Origin of the sequence: Leptogranulimonas caecicola (genome assembly GCF_023168405.1) — a bacterium.
Taxonomy (GTDB): Bacteria; Actinomycetota; Coriobacteriia; order Coriobacteriales; family Atopobiaceae; genus Leptogranulimonas; species Leptogranulimonas caecicola.
The window spans coordinates 1132711-1147486 of record NZ_AP025285.1; the positions used below are offsets into that span (position 1 = coordinate 1132711).

At 56.7% G+C, this 14776-nt stretch carries 14 protein-coding genes; all 14 read right to left on the reverse strand.

The window, feature by feature from the left end; genetic code table 11:
• Window positions 1-25: 25 nt before the first annotated feature.
• Entirely contained in the window at window positions 26-1210 is a 1185-nt protein-coding gene (gene ispG, locus OR601_RS05020) for a flavodoxin-dependent (E)-4-hydroxy-3-methylbut-2-enyl-diphosphate synthase (RefSeq protein ID WP_265591230.1), read from the reverse strand.
• 1 nt (window position 1211) lies between these two features.
• On the reverse strand, window positions 1212-2621 hold the full coding sequence (locus OR601_RS05025; protein WP_265591231.1) for a site-2 protease family protein: 1410 nt from the start codon (window positions 2619-2621) through the stop codon (window positions 1212-1214).
• Window positions 2615-3811: a 1-deoxy-D-xylulose-5-phosphate reductoisomerase gene (dxr, locus tag OR601_RS05030; RefSeq protein WP_265591232.1), complete on the reverse strand. Its 1197-nt coding sequence runs from the start codon at window positions 3809-3811 to the stop codon at window positions 2615-2617. Before dxr ends, OR601_RS05025 begins: the two co-directional genes overlap by 7 nt.
• Window positions 3808-4794, reverse strand: a complete 987-nt coding sequence (locus OR601_RS05035; protein ID WP_265591233.1) for a phosphatidate cytidylyltransferase — start codon at window positions 4792-4794, stop codon at window positions 3808-3810. Before OR601_RS05035 ends, dxr begins: the two co-directional genes overlap by 4 nt.
• Window positions 4791-5576 (reverse strand): isoprenyl transferase, encoded by a 786-nt coding sequence (locus OR601_RS05040; RefSeq protein ID WP_136012581.1) that lies wholly within the window; start codon window positions 5574-5576, stop codon window positions 4791-4793. The genes OR601_RS05035 and OR601_RS05040 overlap by 4 nt, the downstream gene beginning before the upstream one ends.
• A gap of 2 nt (window positions 5577-5578) precedes the next feature.
• On the reverse strand, window positions 5579-6124 hold the full coding sequence (frr, locus tag OR601_RS05045; protein WP_136012580.1) for a ribosome recycling factor: 546 nt from the start codon (window positions 6122-6124) through the stop codon (window positions 5579-5581).
• Complete coding sequence (gene pyrH, locus OR601_RS05050) at window positions 6124-6882, reverse strand: UMP kinase (RefSeq protein WP_265591234.1); 759 nt, start codon at window positions 6880-6882, stop codon at window positions 6124-6126. The genes frr and pyrH overlap by 1 nt, the downstream gene beginning before the upstream one ends.
• A gap of 152 nt (window positions 6883-7034) precedes the next feature.
• Entirely contained in the window at window positions 7035-7907 is an 873-nt protein-coding gene (gene tsf / locus OR601_RS05055; RefSeq protein ID WP_136012578.1) for a translation elongation factor Ts, read from the reverse strand.
• A gap of 177 nt (window positions 7908-8084) precedes the next feature.
• Window positions 8085-8942, reverse strand: a complete 858-nt coding sequence (gene rpsB / locus OR601_RS05060) for a 30S ribosomal protein S2 (RefSeq protein ID WP_136012577.1) — start codon at window positions 8940-8942, stop codon at window positions 8085-8087.
• A 295-nt stretch (window positions 8943-9237) separates the two neighbouring features.
• Window positions 9238-10242: a tyrosine recombinase gene (locus tag OR601_RS05065; protein ID WP_136012576.1), complete on the reverse strand. Its 1005-nt coding sequence runs from the start codon at window positions 10240-10242 to the stop codon at window positions 9238-9240.
• Window positions 10243-10256: 14 nt separating this feature from the next.
• On the reverse strand, window positions 10257-11606 hold the full coding sequence (trmFO, locus tag OR601_RS05070; RefSeq protein WP_265591235.1) for a methylenetetrahydrofolate--tRNA-(uracil(54)-C(5))-methyltransferase (FADH(2)-oxidizing) TrmFO: 1350 nt from the start codon (window positions 11604-11606) through the stop codon (window positions 10257-10259).
• A gap of 91 nt (window positions 11607-11697) precedes the next feature.
• Complete coding sequence (locus OR601_RS05075) at window positions 11698-12585, reverse strand: DNA-processing protein DprA (RefSeq protein ID WP_136012574.1); 888 nt, start codon at window positions 12583-12585, stop codon at window positions 11698-11700.
• A 1-nt stretch (window position 12586) separates the two neighbouring features.
• Complete coding sequence (locus tag OR601_RS05080; protein ID WP_136012573.1) at window positions 12587-14089, reverse strand: YifB family Mg chelatase-like AAA ATPase; 1503 nt, start codon at window positions 14087-14089, stop codon at window positions 12587-12589.
• Entirely contained in the window at window positions 14089-14583 is a 495-nt protein-coding gene (locus tag OR601_RS05085; protein ID WP_136012572.1) for a YraN family protein, read from the reverse strand. Before OR601_RS05085 ends, OR601_RS05080 begins: the two co-directional genes overlap by 1 nt.
• Window positions 14584-14776: the final 193 nt, after the last annotated feature.

A 14776-nucleotide genomic window follows, 5' to 3' on the forward strand; every position in this document is an offset into this window, starting at 1 on the left:
CGGCACTTATCCTACCCGGTAGAGCCTAGGATTGATCGTTGGCAGAAAAACGCGTCTCGATCTCTTCCATCAGGGCATCCACGATGCGATCTTCTGGCACCTTGCCCACCACCTCGCCTCCGGCGATGAGCAAGCCTTGGCCTCGACCTCCTGCAATGCCTATATCGGCTGCTTTTGCCTCGCCAGGCCCGTTGACCACGCAGCCCATGACTGCCACCGATATGGGAGCTTTCACACTCTTGAGACGCTCCTCTACCTCAGAGGCCAAGCCGATAAGATCGATCTGGCAACGCCCGCAGGTAGGGCAGCTCACGATCTCTGGCGACCGGCGCCTAAGGCCCAACACCTGAAGGATGGACCAGGCGACACCGATCTCTTCCAGCGGGTCTGCAGTGAGCGAAACGCGAATGGTATCCCCGATGCCCTCTGCCAAAAGCATTGACAGAGCGCTGGTGTTTTTGATGGTGCCCGCTTGCAGCGTGCCTGCCTCGGTAACGCCTAGGTGCAAAGGGACATGAGGCAGCACTCGAGCCAATTCGCGGTTGGCTTTGATGGTGGAGGGCACCGAGTGGGTCTTGGCCGAAAGAACGATGGAGGTAAACCCACGCTCTTCAAAGTGGCGGACAAAGGACACCGCACTTTGAGTGAGCTTTTGGGGTTGAGTGAGATCTTCGCGGGCATCGATGGCAGGGTCGAGCGAGCCGGCATTCACACCTATACGAATGGGCACAGAAGCGTTGCCGGCCGCATCGATTACCGCATCCACTTTGTCCCAGGAGCCAATGTTTCCGGGATTGATGCGAATGGCAGAAGCGCCACGGGCAATGGCTTCAATAGCCAAGCGGTGGTCAAAATGGATGTCTGCCACTACCGGCAGCGGACTCTGAGTACAGATCTCGCCAAAGCCGTCCAGGGCATCTTTGGTAGGCACTGCCACGCGGACAATCTCACAGCCTGCCTCTGCCAGCGCATGAATTTGCGCCAGCGTAGCCTGAGGATCCTGGGTTTTGGTGTTGGTCATGGACTGCACCGCCACCGGTGCCCCTCCCCCTACCTGCACCCCACCCACAAATACCGGGCGCGTGAGGTCACGGCAGAAGGGCGCCTCTGCCGCTGAATGAGATGCAGGAGGCTGAGGAGAGGATTTCTCGGCAAGGGCAGGATGGGCGATGATCGCTGCCTGAGCAGGTGTGGGACGAAGGTCTTCCACGTTAGCCTCCAAAGACAAATCGGATGATGTCTTGGCGCAAGAGCACGAAGAACAGCAGCATGAAGAGGGCGATACCCACCATAGAGACGGTGCTTTGGAGCTTGAGAGACACCGGTTTCTTGCGGATGGCCTGGATAGCCTCGATGACGATCTTGCCTCCGTCCAAGGGAGGGATGGGCAAAAGGTTCATGAAGCCCAGGCTCAGAGAGACGGCAGCGGCCAAAATGGCGAAGGAAGCCAATCCTTGGCTCGCCGCTTGGCTGGCCATGACCGAGATGCCCACCACCGAGGAAGAATTCTCGATGACCTGGGAGAAGTGTGCCGGTTGGAAGAGCTGGGAGATGTAGATCGCGGTAGTGGCCACATAGTTGGCAGCGTAAGAGAGTGCCTCGCCAAGACCTAGACGCACTTGCTGAGTTTGCGCCTGGACGCCAATACACTGGGTCTCAGGGTCTGCCATCACTGTCACAGAGCGCTGCTGGCCATCGTGCTCATAGGAGATGTCCATGGAGCTTCCCTGATCGATGGCCTCTTGCAGTTGGAGCGCAAAGGCTTCCCACGTGTCTGTAGGAGTGCCATTGACAGAGACCATGCGATCCCCTGCCACAAGCCCTGCCTGAGCCGCCGGCGACCCTTCTACAACTGCTCCCAGTACAGGCTCGTTGGTAGAGGTAGTCACACCCCAAAGGGTAAGCACCAGTACCACCAGCAGCAGTCCGCATAAAATATTGATGGTTACACCGCTCACCAGCACAAAGGTGCGGCCCCAAAAGCCATGGGCCAGATAGGTATGTGCGCGCTCGTGAGCCAGAAAAGCCGCCGGATCATCGATGGGATGAGGCTCGCCTGCCTGGGTGGTGCCAGAGGCGTCAAAGTCATGGCCCTTGTCGTAGCAGGTGAGGAGCCGAGGATCGCGGGCCAGGGTTTGGAAGAAGTCCTTCTCGGCAGCAGTGGCATCGGGGTCTTCAGAGCTGGCAGATGCTGGAAGCGTATCGTCCTGTTGAGGCTCGAAGGGCTCGATGGAACCCCAGTCTGTGAGGGTCATGAGGGCGTCGCCCGCCTCTGCGGGAGTGCAGCCCACCTCGCGAGCTACCTGGGCTACCGAGACGCGCCCGTGCTTCATGACACGGGCCAGCGCCTGAGCCAGATAGGGGCTCTCTTCGCCCTCCATGCCACACACCATGGTGTAGCCGCCCAGCAGAATGGGGGTTACGCCATAGACGGTGCCGTAGCGCCTGGAGGCTTTTGCCAGCCTAAAGCGACAGGGCATGCCCAAGAAGAACTCTTTGACGCGGATGCCCAGGATGCGCGCGGCCAGAAAATGGCCGCCTTCATGGACAAAGACCAGAACAGATAGCAGCAGCAGACCCCAGATGATCGCGGAGACCGCTCCCCCCAATCCCGCTAGCATGAGAGACCTCCGATGACCTTGCGGGCTTGCTGGCGTGCAGCGGAGTCCACCTGTGAGATTTGCTCCAGCGAGACTACCGGCTCTACCTGGGTGGTGTCTATGACAGACTCCACTACCGAGGCGATGTCGGTAAAGCCAATGACGCCATTTCTAAATGCGCCATTAGCCACTTCATTGGCCGCATTCATAGCACAAGGCAGCGTGCCCCCAGCCCGGCCTGCCTCGAGCGCCAAAGCCAAGCAGCGGAATACGCTAGTATCAGGCGAGCCAAAGGTAAGGGAGCCCGCGTCGCGCCAATCCACATCAGGGCACGGCGCCTCCCAGCGATCTGGATAGGAAAAGGCGTACTGAATGGCAATGCGCATGTCCGAGGGGCCCAACTGAGCGATGGTGGAGCCGTCGCAAAACTCCACCATAGAATGAACCTTTGATTGAGGATGGATAAGCACTTGAATGTCATCCACCGGCACGTCAAAGAGATGATGGGCCTCGATGACCTCTAAGCCCTTGTTCATGAGAGTGGCCGAGTCAATGGTGATCTTTGGCCCCATGGACCAGGTGGGATGGGCCAGCGCCCTCTGAGCGGTGACCTCTGCGAGCTTTTGGGCGTCCCAGCCATAGAATGGACCACCCGAGCAGGTGAGCCAGATGCGCGCAAGCTCTTTAGAATTAGCACCTTGGAGACACTGGAAGATGGCCGAGTGCTCAGAGTCTACCGGGATGAGCTTGCCGGGGGCAGCCATGGGCATGAGCAGGTCGCCGCCTGCCACCAAGGACTCTTTGTTGGCCAAAGCCACGATTTTGTGTGCCGCCAGTGCTGCATAAGCCGCATAAATGCCGGCTTCGCCCACAACAGAGACGAGCACGCAATCCACGTCGTCGCGCTGGCAGAGCTCGGTAACTCCGTCAGGCCCCGACAGCAGCTCGCAACCAGAGGGCAAGTTATCCAACGCGCCGTCTTGCGCATGGGCCTTGTCTGCCACCGCAACAACCCGGGGATGGAACTTACAAGCTTGATCTACCAGCTCTGCAGTGCGAGTGGCAGCGGCAAGGGCCACCACCTGCACTTTATCCGAATGCTGAGCACAGACATCCAGGGCCTGGGTTCCAATGGACCCGGTGCTTCCCAGGATGGCAACGCGCAGAGGCTTCTTACGTCTCACGAGTGCGCGGTCATCGATGATATTCACGCGAGGCCTCCCAAACGAAGAATGAAATAAGCAGTCATTACGCCAAAAAGAATGGAATCGGTGCGATCGAGCATGCCGCCATGGCCAGGGATGAAATTGCCTGAATCTTTGACGCCTGCCGAGCGCTTGAGCCTGGACTCAAAGAGGTCGCCGATGACACCGATGGTTCCTACACCCACACCCCCCAACAGGGCGATGGGAAGGCTCACTCCAGGCAAATGAATGGCATACATAAGCAGCCATACCCCAATGGACCCCACGATGCCGCCGGCAAAGCCCTCCCAAGTTTTATGAGGGCTGATCTTTGGAGCCATGCGATGGCTCCCCCAGCGAGATCCCACAAGGTAGGCCACCGCATCGTTCATCCAGATAGAGGCAATGACCCCAAAGCAAAGCACTGCCTCGGCACTCACGCCAAAGTAGGTGGCGCTACCGTGCATGAGTCGAATGCTGGTGACAGCGCTCAGCAGATAGCCCGTGTAGATTGGAGCAAAGACGGTGACTGCAGCATCGGATACCGAAGCCCTCGCTGTCCACACGTACCACACGCCCGTGGCCAACACCAACACAGAAAAGATGGCGGTGAGCGTAAGCGGCGGGAACAGCGGCGAAAGCGCGAAGGCTACCGCAGCCGCCAGACCAATGAGTTCGTTGGGCATACGACCCATCATGCGAGACATGCGGAAAAACTCCGAGCAGCAAAGCCAAGCCATTGCCGAGAAGAGCAAAGCCGTGGGAATGGCTCCCCAAAAGAGGCAGATAATCACCACGATGGAATAGAGAATGCCCGAGAGAGTACGGGTGAGCATCTTTTCTGAGAGCCTGCGGACCTTGCTGGAGCGGGTGGCACCCTCAAGTCTCAGAGTCTCCCGACGCTCGCGATTTTGCTCATAGTGATGAATGGCAGTATCGAGGCCTTCGGTCTTCTCGGCATCTGGAATATCCGGTTTTGGCTGAGAGCGGGAATCAGAGGGATCGATCACGCCTCTTCCACTCCCCCGAAACGCCGGTCTCGACCCTGGAAAGATGCGATGGCGCGCAAGAGATCCCAGCGATCAAAGTCGGGCCAGAGCACGGGTGTGATATAAAACTCTGAATAGGCTAGTTGGAACAGCAGATAGTTGGAGAGCCGCAGCTCGCCGGAGGTGCGAATGAGCAGATCCGGGTCTGGAAGCCCTGCGGTGTAGAGATGAGAAGCAATAGCTTCTGGATCGATGGAGTTGGCATCGCGCTCGCCATTGACCACCTCTAAGGCAAGCTCGCGGGCAGCACGGGCAATCTCTGCTCGCGAACCGTAGTTCACCGCCAAGGCCAGCACCATGCCTGTGTGGTCGCTAGTGTGGTCGAGTCCCTCTTGGAACACATCGCGAGTCTCTTGCGGCAGCGAGGTAAGGTCACCCAAAAAGACGAGCTTGACGTTCTCCTGGTCAAAGAGCGGCAACTCGTTGATGAGCGTGGTGGCAAAGAGGTGCATAAGCATATCCACCTCTTCTTGAGGTCTATGCCAGTTCTCAGTGGAAAACGCATAGGCGCTCAGCACGTCGATGCCCAAACGCACGCAAGAGGTGATGATCTCACGCAACGCATCGACGCCTGCCATATGGCCAGCTGCGCGCTTGAGTCCTTGCTTGGTAGCCCAGCGCCCGTTGCCGTCCATGATGATAGAAATATGAGCTGGCAGATGATCGAGATCGATATCTGCCAGCGAAATGTCTTGGGGAGCCTCTGCGTAGTGAAGCTCCAGCTCTTCTGCCTTAGGCTGCACCCTTAGATCTCCATGACCTCGGCTTCTTTAGTCTTGAGCAACTCGTCGATCTTCTTGATGTAGGAATCGGTGAGCTTTTGGACGGCTGCCTGCTCGCGGCGCACACCATCCTCAGAGTTTTCCTCGTCGCGCTCGATCTTTGCATTGGCGTCGCGGCGCACATTGCGCACTGCCACACGAGCTTCCTCTGCGTAGCCCTTGCAGGCCTTGACCAGCTCGCGGCGGCGCTCCTCGGTGGGAGCCGGGAAGGGCAGGCGGATGGCCACACCGTCATTGCTGGGGTTGATGCCTAGGTCCGAATTACGAATGGCCTTCTCGATGGCATTGAGGACCGACTTGTCCCAGGGCTCCACCAAAAGCATGGTGGCCTCAGGCACCTTGACGCCAGCCAGCTGGGTCACAGGGGTCTCTACGCCATAGTAGTCCACCATGATGCTATCGAGCACATGGGGGTTGGCACGGCCCGTGCGCTCTTTGGCGAAGTTGGCCTTGAGGGCATCTAGGCACTTGTCCATCTTGGACTCGGTCACAGACATAATGTCGCTCATTAGAGGGTCTCCTCCCCCACCACAGTGGTTCCAACCATCTCGCCCAACAGGGCCTTTTTGAAGACATGCTCGTCATCAATGTTGAAGACAATGATAGGCATATCGTTGTCTTGGCTCAAAGCGGTTGCGGTGGCATCCATCACCTTAAGGTTTTTAGCAAGCACGTCCCTATAGCTAATCTCATCGAAGCGCACGGCATCCTGATGTTTCATAGGGTCTTTATCATAGATGCCGTCAACCTTGGTAGCCTTCATAAGGCAATCTGCGTCGATCTCGCAGGCGCGCAGGGCAGCTGCGGTATCGGTGGTGAAATAGGGATTGCCGGTACCGGCGGCAAATATCACCACGCGGCCCTTCTCTAGATGCCTGATGGCACGACGGCGAATATAGGTTTCTGCCACCTCATGCATCTCAATAGCGCTCATGACACGAGTGGTCATGCCCGCCTTCTCAAAGGCGTCCTGCAAGGCCAAAGCATTCATCACCGTGGCCAACATGCCCATATAGTCTGCCTGTGCGCGATCCATACCGGAGGCGGCACCGGCCATTCCGCGGAAGATATTGCCTCCGCCTACGACGATGCCAATTTGGATGCCATCGTCATAGATGGATTTGATCTCTTGAGCGAGGTGTTCAAGCATGGCTGAGTCGATGCCGTAGTCGCCTTGCCCCATAAGGGCCTCGCCAGAGAGTTTAAGAAGCACGCGATGATATTTGTAGCGATCGTCTTTTTGAGTCGAAAGAGCAGTGGTATCCACAAGTAGCTCCCCTAGGTATTGGGATAGGCACATTCCGCCCTATTCTAGCCCAGATGAGAAAGCGGGACCGACTGATGCCGGTCCCGCTTGCTAAAACCATGGAATGAGACCCTTGAATCCAAGAGCTCAATCTAAAAAGATGCCCTTAGGAGCTACTCACCAAAAGCAAAACGATCGAAGGCGACGATCTCAATGGTGTCGCCCACCTCTTTAGAGGTCTTCTCGGCATACTGGCGAATGCTCATGTCGCCATCCTTGATGAAGGCTTGCTCGGTGAGGACGTTCTCTTTGTAGTACTTATTGAGACGGCCCTCAGCCATGCGCTCCTGGATGGCCTCAGGCTTGCCGGACTCAGCAGCCTGCTTCTTATAGATGGACATCTCATGCTCGATGGTCTCGGCGGGGACGTCCTCGATGCGGGCAGCCACGGGCTGAGCGGCCGCCACCTGCATAGCTACGTCGTGAGCGAAGGTCTTGAAAGCCTGGGTATCGAAGGTGTCAGGCTTGGTGAAGGAGAACTCCACCAGGTCTGCCAGCTTGCCGCCGTGAACATAGCCAGCCAAAGCGCCGTCAGCAATCTCGCGACGAACGATGCGGGCGATCTTCATGTTCTCGCCCATGGTGTGGATGAGCTCGGTGAGAGCGGCGTCCACCGTCTCGTTCTCATTCATGGGCAGAGCCTTGAGAGCCTCGACGTCTGCGGGGTTCTTCTCGGCAACGACCTGGGCCAGCTGTGCCGCGAAGCCGGTGAACTTGGGGTTAGAACCCACGAAGTCGGTCTCGCAAGAGACCTCGACCAGCGCGCCAGCGTGGCCATCGGGGGTGACATAGGCGCCCACGGTGCCCTCGTTGGTGTCGCGGCCAGCTTTCTTCACGGCCTTGGCGATACCCATGGTGCGCAGCACATCTACGGCCTTTTCCAGGTCGCCCTCAGCCTCAACCAGGGCCTTCTTGCACTCCATCATGGGCGAATCAGTCATCTCGCGCAGGGTCTTAACCATCTGAGCGGTGATCTTGGTTGCCATAGGGCAGACCGCCTTTCTTTAGGTGATAGGAAGATGCCTTATAAAGTTCATCTTCTAGGGGACTAAAAGGATGCCGATGCATCCAAGAAGGGCTGCAGTCGCAGGAATCCTTGTTAAAAAGACCTACTGCAACTGCAGCCCGCAAAGCCTGGTAGATCACCAAGCCACACTAACGGGTTAGTTGCCGGCAGGAGCCTCAGCAACGTCAGGGGTGGTTACAGACTCGATGGTCTGCCCCTCGACCTCAACGGGGGCTTTGTCAGCAGAGATCTCAGGTTGCACGTCGAGGATCTGGTTCTCTACGGCGCTGGTGACGGCAGGGGCGGCCATCTCCTCAGCGGTGATCTGCTCTTGGCCCTTGCCAGCCAAAATGGCGTCAGCGATGAGCTCGCACATAAGGGAGACGGAGCGGATGGCATCGTCGTTGGCGGGGATGCCGTAATCCACCACGTCAGGATCGGAGTTGGTGTCCAGCAGGGCCACTACGGGGATCTTCAGGCGACGAGCCTCGCGGATGGCGATCTCCTCGCGCTTGGTGTCCACCACAAAGAGGGCCTGGGGCAGAGCCTTCATGTCGCGCACGCCACCCAGGTTGCGCTGAAGCTTGTCCAGCTCCTTGTTGAGCAGAGCCTGCTCCTTCTTGGGGAGCAGAGCCATGCGGCCGTCCTCGATCATAGCCTCGAGCTCCATCATACGGTCGATACGGGAGCGCATGGTGACAAAGTTGGTGAGCACGCCGCCCAGCCAACGGTTGTTGATGTAGGGCATGCCGCAACGCTCAGCCTGAGTAGCCACGGGCTCCTGAGCCTGCTTCTTGGTTCCCACGAAAAGGACGTTGCCACCCTTGGACGCCAGGTTCTTGAGGAAGGTATAGGCCTGGTCAGCATCGATCACGGTCTGCTTGAGATCGAGGATATAGATGCCATTGCGCTCGCCAAAGATGTAGGGCTTCATCTTGGGGTTCCAGCGGCGGGTCTGGTGACCGTAGTGGCAGCCGGCGTCGAGCAGGGTCTTAATGTTAATCTTGACAGCCATTGTTCTCCTTCGGTTGTTCCTCCGCGTGACGTCATCCCTGACCCACCACTCACACCCTGGCTTAAAGGTGTGAGCACCGCGGCGGCCAAGTGATCACGCGTGTGATGTATCGCCGTACTTTTGCACAGCAAGACCACAGTATAAGCCATCTCTTGCGCCAGTGGCTCAAAACTTTTAGACGGCCCACTTTTCGCAGACGCCCCACAACCATAAAGAAGCTTCTGGATGAGAAGGCTGTACTTCTCGGCACGATGAGATTCGACGCACGAATTAGGCACCTTTAGAGAGACTGATGCTAGTCTGCCTTGCCTGACCGAGGGTTTGCCTGCTTTGCCGCCTCTTTTATGGCATCCATGGAAAGATGCGTATAGATCTGAGTGGTGGAGATTGATGCATGGCCTAAGAGCTCCTGGACGCTTCTGAGGTCTGCGCCGCCGTCAAGAAGCGATGTGGCAAACCCGTGGCGAAGAGAGTGTGGAGTGAGCGTGGGTGAAAGACCGGCTGCTGCCACAGCGTCCTCCATGCGAAGGCGCAGGCTATCGGCGCTCATGGGATTGCCTCGAGAAGACAGGAATAGTTGCGAACTGGATCTCTTTGCCTGCTCGGCCAGGAGAGGCCGGCCTCTATCCAGATAGGCTTCCAACGCCTGCAATGCCCGATCATGAAGAGGCACCAGACGTTCTTTGGACCCCTTTCCAAAGAGGCGCACCTGTCGCTGAGATCTATCTATATCTGTCACTTTAAGGGCAGCGACCTCGGCAATTCGAGCGCCACAGGCAAACATGAGCTCTATCTGAGCCGCATCGCGAAGCCCCTCTGGTGTCGAGGTGTCAATGGCCGCGAGCATGGCAACCACATCATCCACATTGGCTGCCACCGGCAGCTGCCTGTGAGTCTTGGCTCCAGCCACCGCATCCATGGCATCGGAGCAAGAGAGCTCTTCTCGGCGAAGCCACCCGTAAAACGTCCGAAGCGACGAGAGTTTGCGTGCACGGGTGCGCTCCGCATAGCGGGCTTGCCTAAGGTTGGCCAAATAAGCCCTTGCTTGTCTGTGATCAAGGACGGCAGGATCCACCTCTTCATGCTCACACCAACGGGAGAAGGCTTCCACATCGCTCCTATAAGCCTTCACCGTTTGAGGTGACAGGTTTCTCACCAGGGAAAGATGGTGCAAGAAACCCTCGATCCAGGCGGAGGGAACCGCAAAAGGGCTTTCCTGAGCATCTGGTGCTTTCGATGCCGAGAAGCCCTTTCCTTTGGTCGGTGAACTTTCGTTGTGGGATGCGCGCTTGGGAACCATAAGACTGTGCGCGCCTAAAATAAGAGATCTGGACGCGATTGGATGTAGTTCTTCATATCTTTAAGCGCTCGGTCTGCGTAGGCTTGGTAGCGCTCCTTTTTCTTGAGCCGTGGACCCTCGAGCGGAGGCACCAGGCCAAAATTCACATGCATAGGCTGGTAATCCACGGTATTTGGGTTGGTGGCATAGGCTACCAAAGAGCCCAGCGCGCCTGTAGCGGGAAGCTCTACTTTTGGTGCTCCGGTCAAGGCTGCATAGGTGTTGAGCGCCGCCAAAAGGCCTGAAGCAATGGCCTCCGTATAGCCTTCTGTGCCACAAATCTGACCTGCAAAACGCACCTGTGAGCGAGTTGGCACCGCAAAGGTTTCATCTAACGCTTTGGGAGAGTCGATAAAAGTGTTTCTATGCATCACTCCATAGCGGAAGAACTCCGCCTGAGCGAGCCCGGGAATCATCGAGAAGACTCGACGCTGCTCAGGCCAGGTAAGGTTGGTTTGAAAACCCACAAGATTGTAGGCAGTGCCCTCCCTATTCTCTGCCCGAAGCTGCACGGCAGCCCAAGGGCGCCGCCCTGTCCTAGGATCGGTAAGCCCCACTGGTTTCAGGGCGCCAAAGCGAAGGGAATCTAGGCCCGTACGAGCCACTTCTTCTACAGGCTGGCAGGCCCTAAAGAGATCTTTTTGTTCAAAGTCTTTTTGCACTACACGTTTGGCATTTACCAGCTCATGGATGAATGCTTCGTATTCCTCCTGATTCATAGGGCAATTGAGATAGTCACCTACTTCGGCTTCTCCATAGCGCGACTGTGTGAATACCACTTCTCGATCTATTGTGGACGCGTCCACAATGGGCGCTGCCGCATCAAAGAAAGAGAGGGCCTCAGCGGCGCCAGACTCTGCCAACAGTGCTTGCACCGAAACAAAAAGGGCCTCAGAACAAAGTGGGCCAGCCGCGATCACCACGGGGCCTTGAGGGATTTCTGTCACCTCTTGGCGAACGAGCTCTATCAAGGTGCTTTCTTCTATAGCTTGGGTCACTGCCTGGGCAAAGGCTTCTCGATCTACCGCCAACGCACCGCCAGCAGGCACTGCTGAGGCCTTTGCCAATGGCAAGAGCTTCGAGCCCATCAGGTCGAGCTCTGCCTTGAGAAGCCCTGCCGCCGAATCTACCCGAGTCGATTTAAGCGAGTTGGAGCATACAAGCTCAGCCAAATCGCCTGTTTTATGAGCAGGAGAGGTGCGCACAGGTCGCATCTCTATGAGCTTTACAGGGACTCCCCTCGCCGCCAGTGACAATGCGCATTCGCTTCCAGCAAGACCACCACCTACTACAGTGACCTGCTCAAATGCCTGTTGCTGATCCATGGAGCCCCCAGTCCAAACTACCTCTTGAAGTCATCCCATTGTAGACCGGGGCTAAAGAAGGCCAAAGACTTCTGCGATCAAGCCATAATCCCTAGGCAATCTTGGCAGTCTTCAACGTTTTCTCTGTAGGAGCATAGCAACCATCAGGCAATCGAGTCACATAACCCGCCAGCTCATAATCTCCCAAGGAAGACATGATGGCAAGCACTCGCTCCCCAAGCGAAGCCGCCAAGTCGTCGGGGCGCATAGGTTGAGCCACCAATGCCGATAAAATCCTCCCCCTATCAGGCATTTCTTGAAAGATCGGATGTCTTAACTTGCCATAGCAGGTAGAAAAGATCTGCTCTAAATCCTCTTCGTCTTGGATGATCTCAGCACCGTTTGCAATCAAGTAATTCGTACCTTTAGAGTAAGGCGAAAAGATCGATCCTGGCGCGGCACAGATGGACTTCCCAAAAGCAGTGGCTGCATCTGCAGTGGAAAAAGTCCCCGAAGGTTTGCCGGCTTCTGCCACTACCAAAAGAGGAGACAGCGCCGCAATGAGGCGATTTCTTCTGGGAAACGCCCACTTGGCAGGGCCAGAACCCCAAGGAGACAAAGATATCACGGCTCCCCCGCCCTCCATAGCCCTCTCAAAGACGTCTTTGCTCGTTGCAGGATAGGTACGATCAGCTCCAGTACCGGCACAGACAATGGTTTTACCTTTGGCATCCAAGCAAGCCCGTGCTGCTGCGGCATCAGCGCCCATGGCTCCGCCAGATACCACAGTGATGCCACTCTCTGCAGCCAAACGCCCGGCCATAGAGGCTACGGCAATGCCATAGGGAGTGCCTCTGCGGGCGCCAATGATAGAGACGCAAGGACTATTGAGAATCGCAGGATCCCCTAGCCCATAGATCTTGGTTATCTCACTGCCTTCGATTACCATCTCCGGCCAGCGGGGATCATCTGGAGTCAGCTCAAATCTTTGAACAGCCATTTCACACCTCCCGAGGACGATAGAGTGCAGCTTCGGCCACATCGCCTGCCTCTACCTGTTCGCGCTCTTCGAGATCTGCAAGCGTGCGCGCCACACGAGCAATACGCACCACCGCACGACCACCCAATGCAAAGGTATGGGAGATATGCTCCAGCTGGCTTTGAGCCTCTTCATCAAAGTTCATGCCGGCCACCGCCCCCTTGGAGACAGCAGCATTAAGCGTTCGCTCGTCGGTGGATTGTGCCTGACGCCAACTGGCAAAGCTACGTGCCCTATTCACAAGCTGGCGCATTTCATAAGAACTCATGCCTTCTTGACCTCGCACCATTGAGGAGGCGCTTGGACGTGCCACATCAACCACCAAGTCAATGCGATCCAAAAGAGGGCCGCCTATTTTACTCTGGTATTTGCGAATCCTATCTGGCACGCAGGTGCACTCGTGACCGGGATCGCCCAAATGGCCACAGGGACAAGGATTTGCTGCAGCGACCAGCTGGAAGTGCGCAGGAAACCGGTAGGATCCATCAGCGCGCACCAAATTGACTTCGCCGTCTTCTATAGGCTGGCGAAGCGCCTGTAGCACTGGATTTTGAAACTCAGGAAGCTCATCTAAGAACAGCACGCCGTTATGCGCCAGAGAGACCTCGCCAGGAGTGACGGGTCTGCCTCCACCAATAAGGCCTGCCATAGAGACCGAATGATGGGGTGCCCTAAAAGGCCTTTGTCCAGCGAGAATACGAGAGGGGTCTAAACCTGCCACAGAATGCAGCACAGCAGATTCCACTCGCTCCTTTAAGTTCAACTCTGGCAAGATTCCTGCAAGCCTTCGGCTAAGCATGGTTTTACCGGCTCCTGGAGGGCCTATCATCAGCAACCCATGGCCTCCGGCTGCCGCGATCACGCAAGCGCGCTTGGGCATTTCCTGATCAACCACATCGCTAAAGTCTTCACTATCCCCCACATTCACTGGGGGCCTCTCTAGAATCGGCTGCCTTTGTGCGCTTGTGCCAAGACCGGCTTTGAGCTGCGCCAGCGAAGTGAGACATAGGGGTGGCTTTCCCAAGAAAAAATGGTTGTGTGCCCCGCAATAGCCAACCAAGGTAAGACCTTGGTCTTTAGCCAAAGCCTCATAGGCCAACATGCCTCGCACGGGGTTTACCTCGCCAGACAGACCCAACTCTCCCACAAAGAGGTACCTGTCCAACTCCATTAAAGAGATTTGGCCACTGGCTGCCAACAGGCCCACCGCAATGGGCAAGTCTAGGCCAGTCCCCGTCTTTCTTAGATCTGCAGGTGCCAGATTTACGGTGGCTAAAAGCCGAGGAATAATGAATCCTGCTGCTCGAAATGCGCACCTTACACGAGCCCTGGCCTCAAGCACAGCCATATCAGGCATGCCTATGATATTGATGCCGGGTATTCCGCCAGAAAGCTCCACTTCCACCGATACCGGCAACGCCTCACAGCCATGGATCACCCCGGCTTGCACACGTACGGCTGTCATCAGCCCTCATCCCAGCTAAAGGCACCCACCAGATGGCGCAAGCGTGCCATGCGCTCCTGGATGATCACGATGGCGATCACATCGAATCGCACTGAGCTAAACTCTGGATGCTGTCCTAGGTAAGCCAGAGCGAGCTTGTGATAGCGGGCGCGCTTATCGGCATCTACTGCCAGCTCGGGCATCACAGGATCTTTTTCCCCTAGCGCCAATCGGGTCTTTACCTCGACCAATACGGCTTCTTGACCATCCTCGGTGGCAATGATGTCCGCCTCGCCGGACTTGATGCGCCAATTGGTTTCACAAATATCGTAGCCGCGCCTCATAAGATAAACCTGTGCCAGGTGCTCACCCTCCTGACCCACTTCTTGGGTGGTGTATTGAGCCACTGACTTTTGAGGACGTGGAAATGTGTCCCAGGGAGGCACTGAGGCATCCTGGGCTTTCGTCTTTTGATCACCCTCTAAAAGGGCGGCGCCTTTCTGAGCTGGATTCATAGTGTCTCCCCTAGTCGTGACCGCGGCGCCTCCTTAGCGCCGGGTTCTTAGAAGGGAGCATCTGTGAGGCGTCTGTCAGAAAACTGTCCAGGCTCTAACAGATTTCTGACCATGAGACCTCTTCTTGTCATCATCGAAGATAAAACTATCCAAAAAGCCTTGGTCCTGCTGGCAATTCCCATAAAGGACCGTA

What these genes read in the sequence shown, in the direction of transcription:
- rpsB (WP_136012577.1), bottom strand. Translation starts at nt 8,942, where the DNA reads ATGGCTGTCAAGATTAACATTAAGACCCTGCTCGACGCCGGCTGCCAC.
- OR601_RS05080 (WP_136012573.1), bottom strand. Translation starts at nt 14,089, where the DNA reads ATGACAGCCGTACGTGTGCAAGCCGGGGTGATCCATGGCTGTGAGGCG.
- tsf (WP_136012578.1), bottom strand. Translation starts at nt 7,907, where the DNA reads ATGGCAACCAAGATCACCGCTCAGATGGTTAAGACCCTGCGCGAGATG.
- OR601_RS05085 (WP_136012572.1), bottom strand. Translation starts at nt 14,583, where the DNA reads ATGAATCCAGCTCAGAAAGGCGCCGCCCTTTTAGAGGGTGATCAAAAG.
- OR601_RS05065 (WP_136012576.1), bottom strand. Translation starts at nt 10,242, where the DNA reads ATGGTTCCCAAGCGCGCATCCCACAACGAAAGTTCACCGACCAAAGGA.
- trmFO (WP_265591235.1), bottom strand. Translation starts at nt 11,606, where the DNA reads ATGGATCAGCAACAGGCATTTGAGCAGGTCACTGTAGTAGGTGGTGGT.
- OR601_RS05075 (WP_136012574.1), bottom strand. Translation starts at nt 12,585, where the DNA reads ATGGCTGTTCAAAGATTTGAGCTGACTCCAGATGATCCCCGCTGGCCG.
- OR601_RS05025 (WP_265591231.1), bottom strand. Translation starts at nt 2,621, where the DNA reads ATGCTAGCGGGATTGGGGGGAGCGGTCTCCGCGATCATCTGGGGTCTG.
- frr (WP_136012580.1), bottom strand. Translation starts at nt 6,124, where the DNA reads ATGAGCGACATTATGTCTGTGACCGAGTCCAAGATGGACAAGTGCCTA.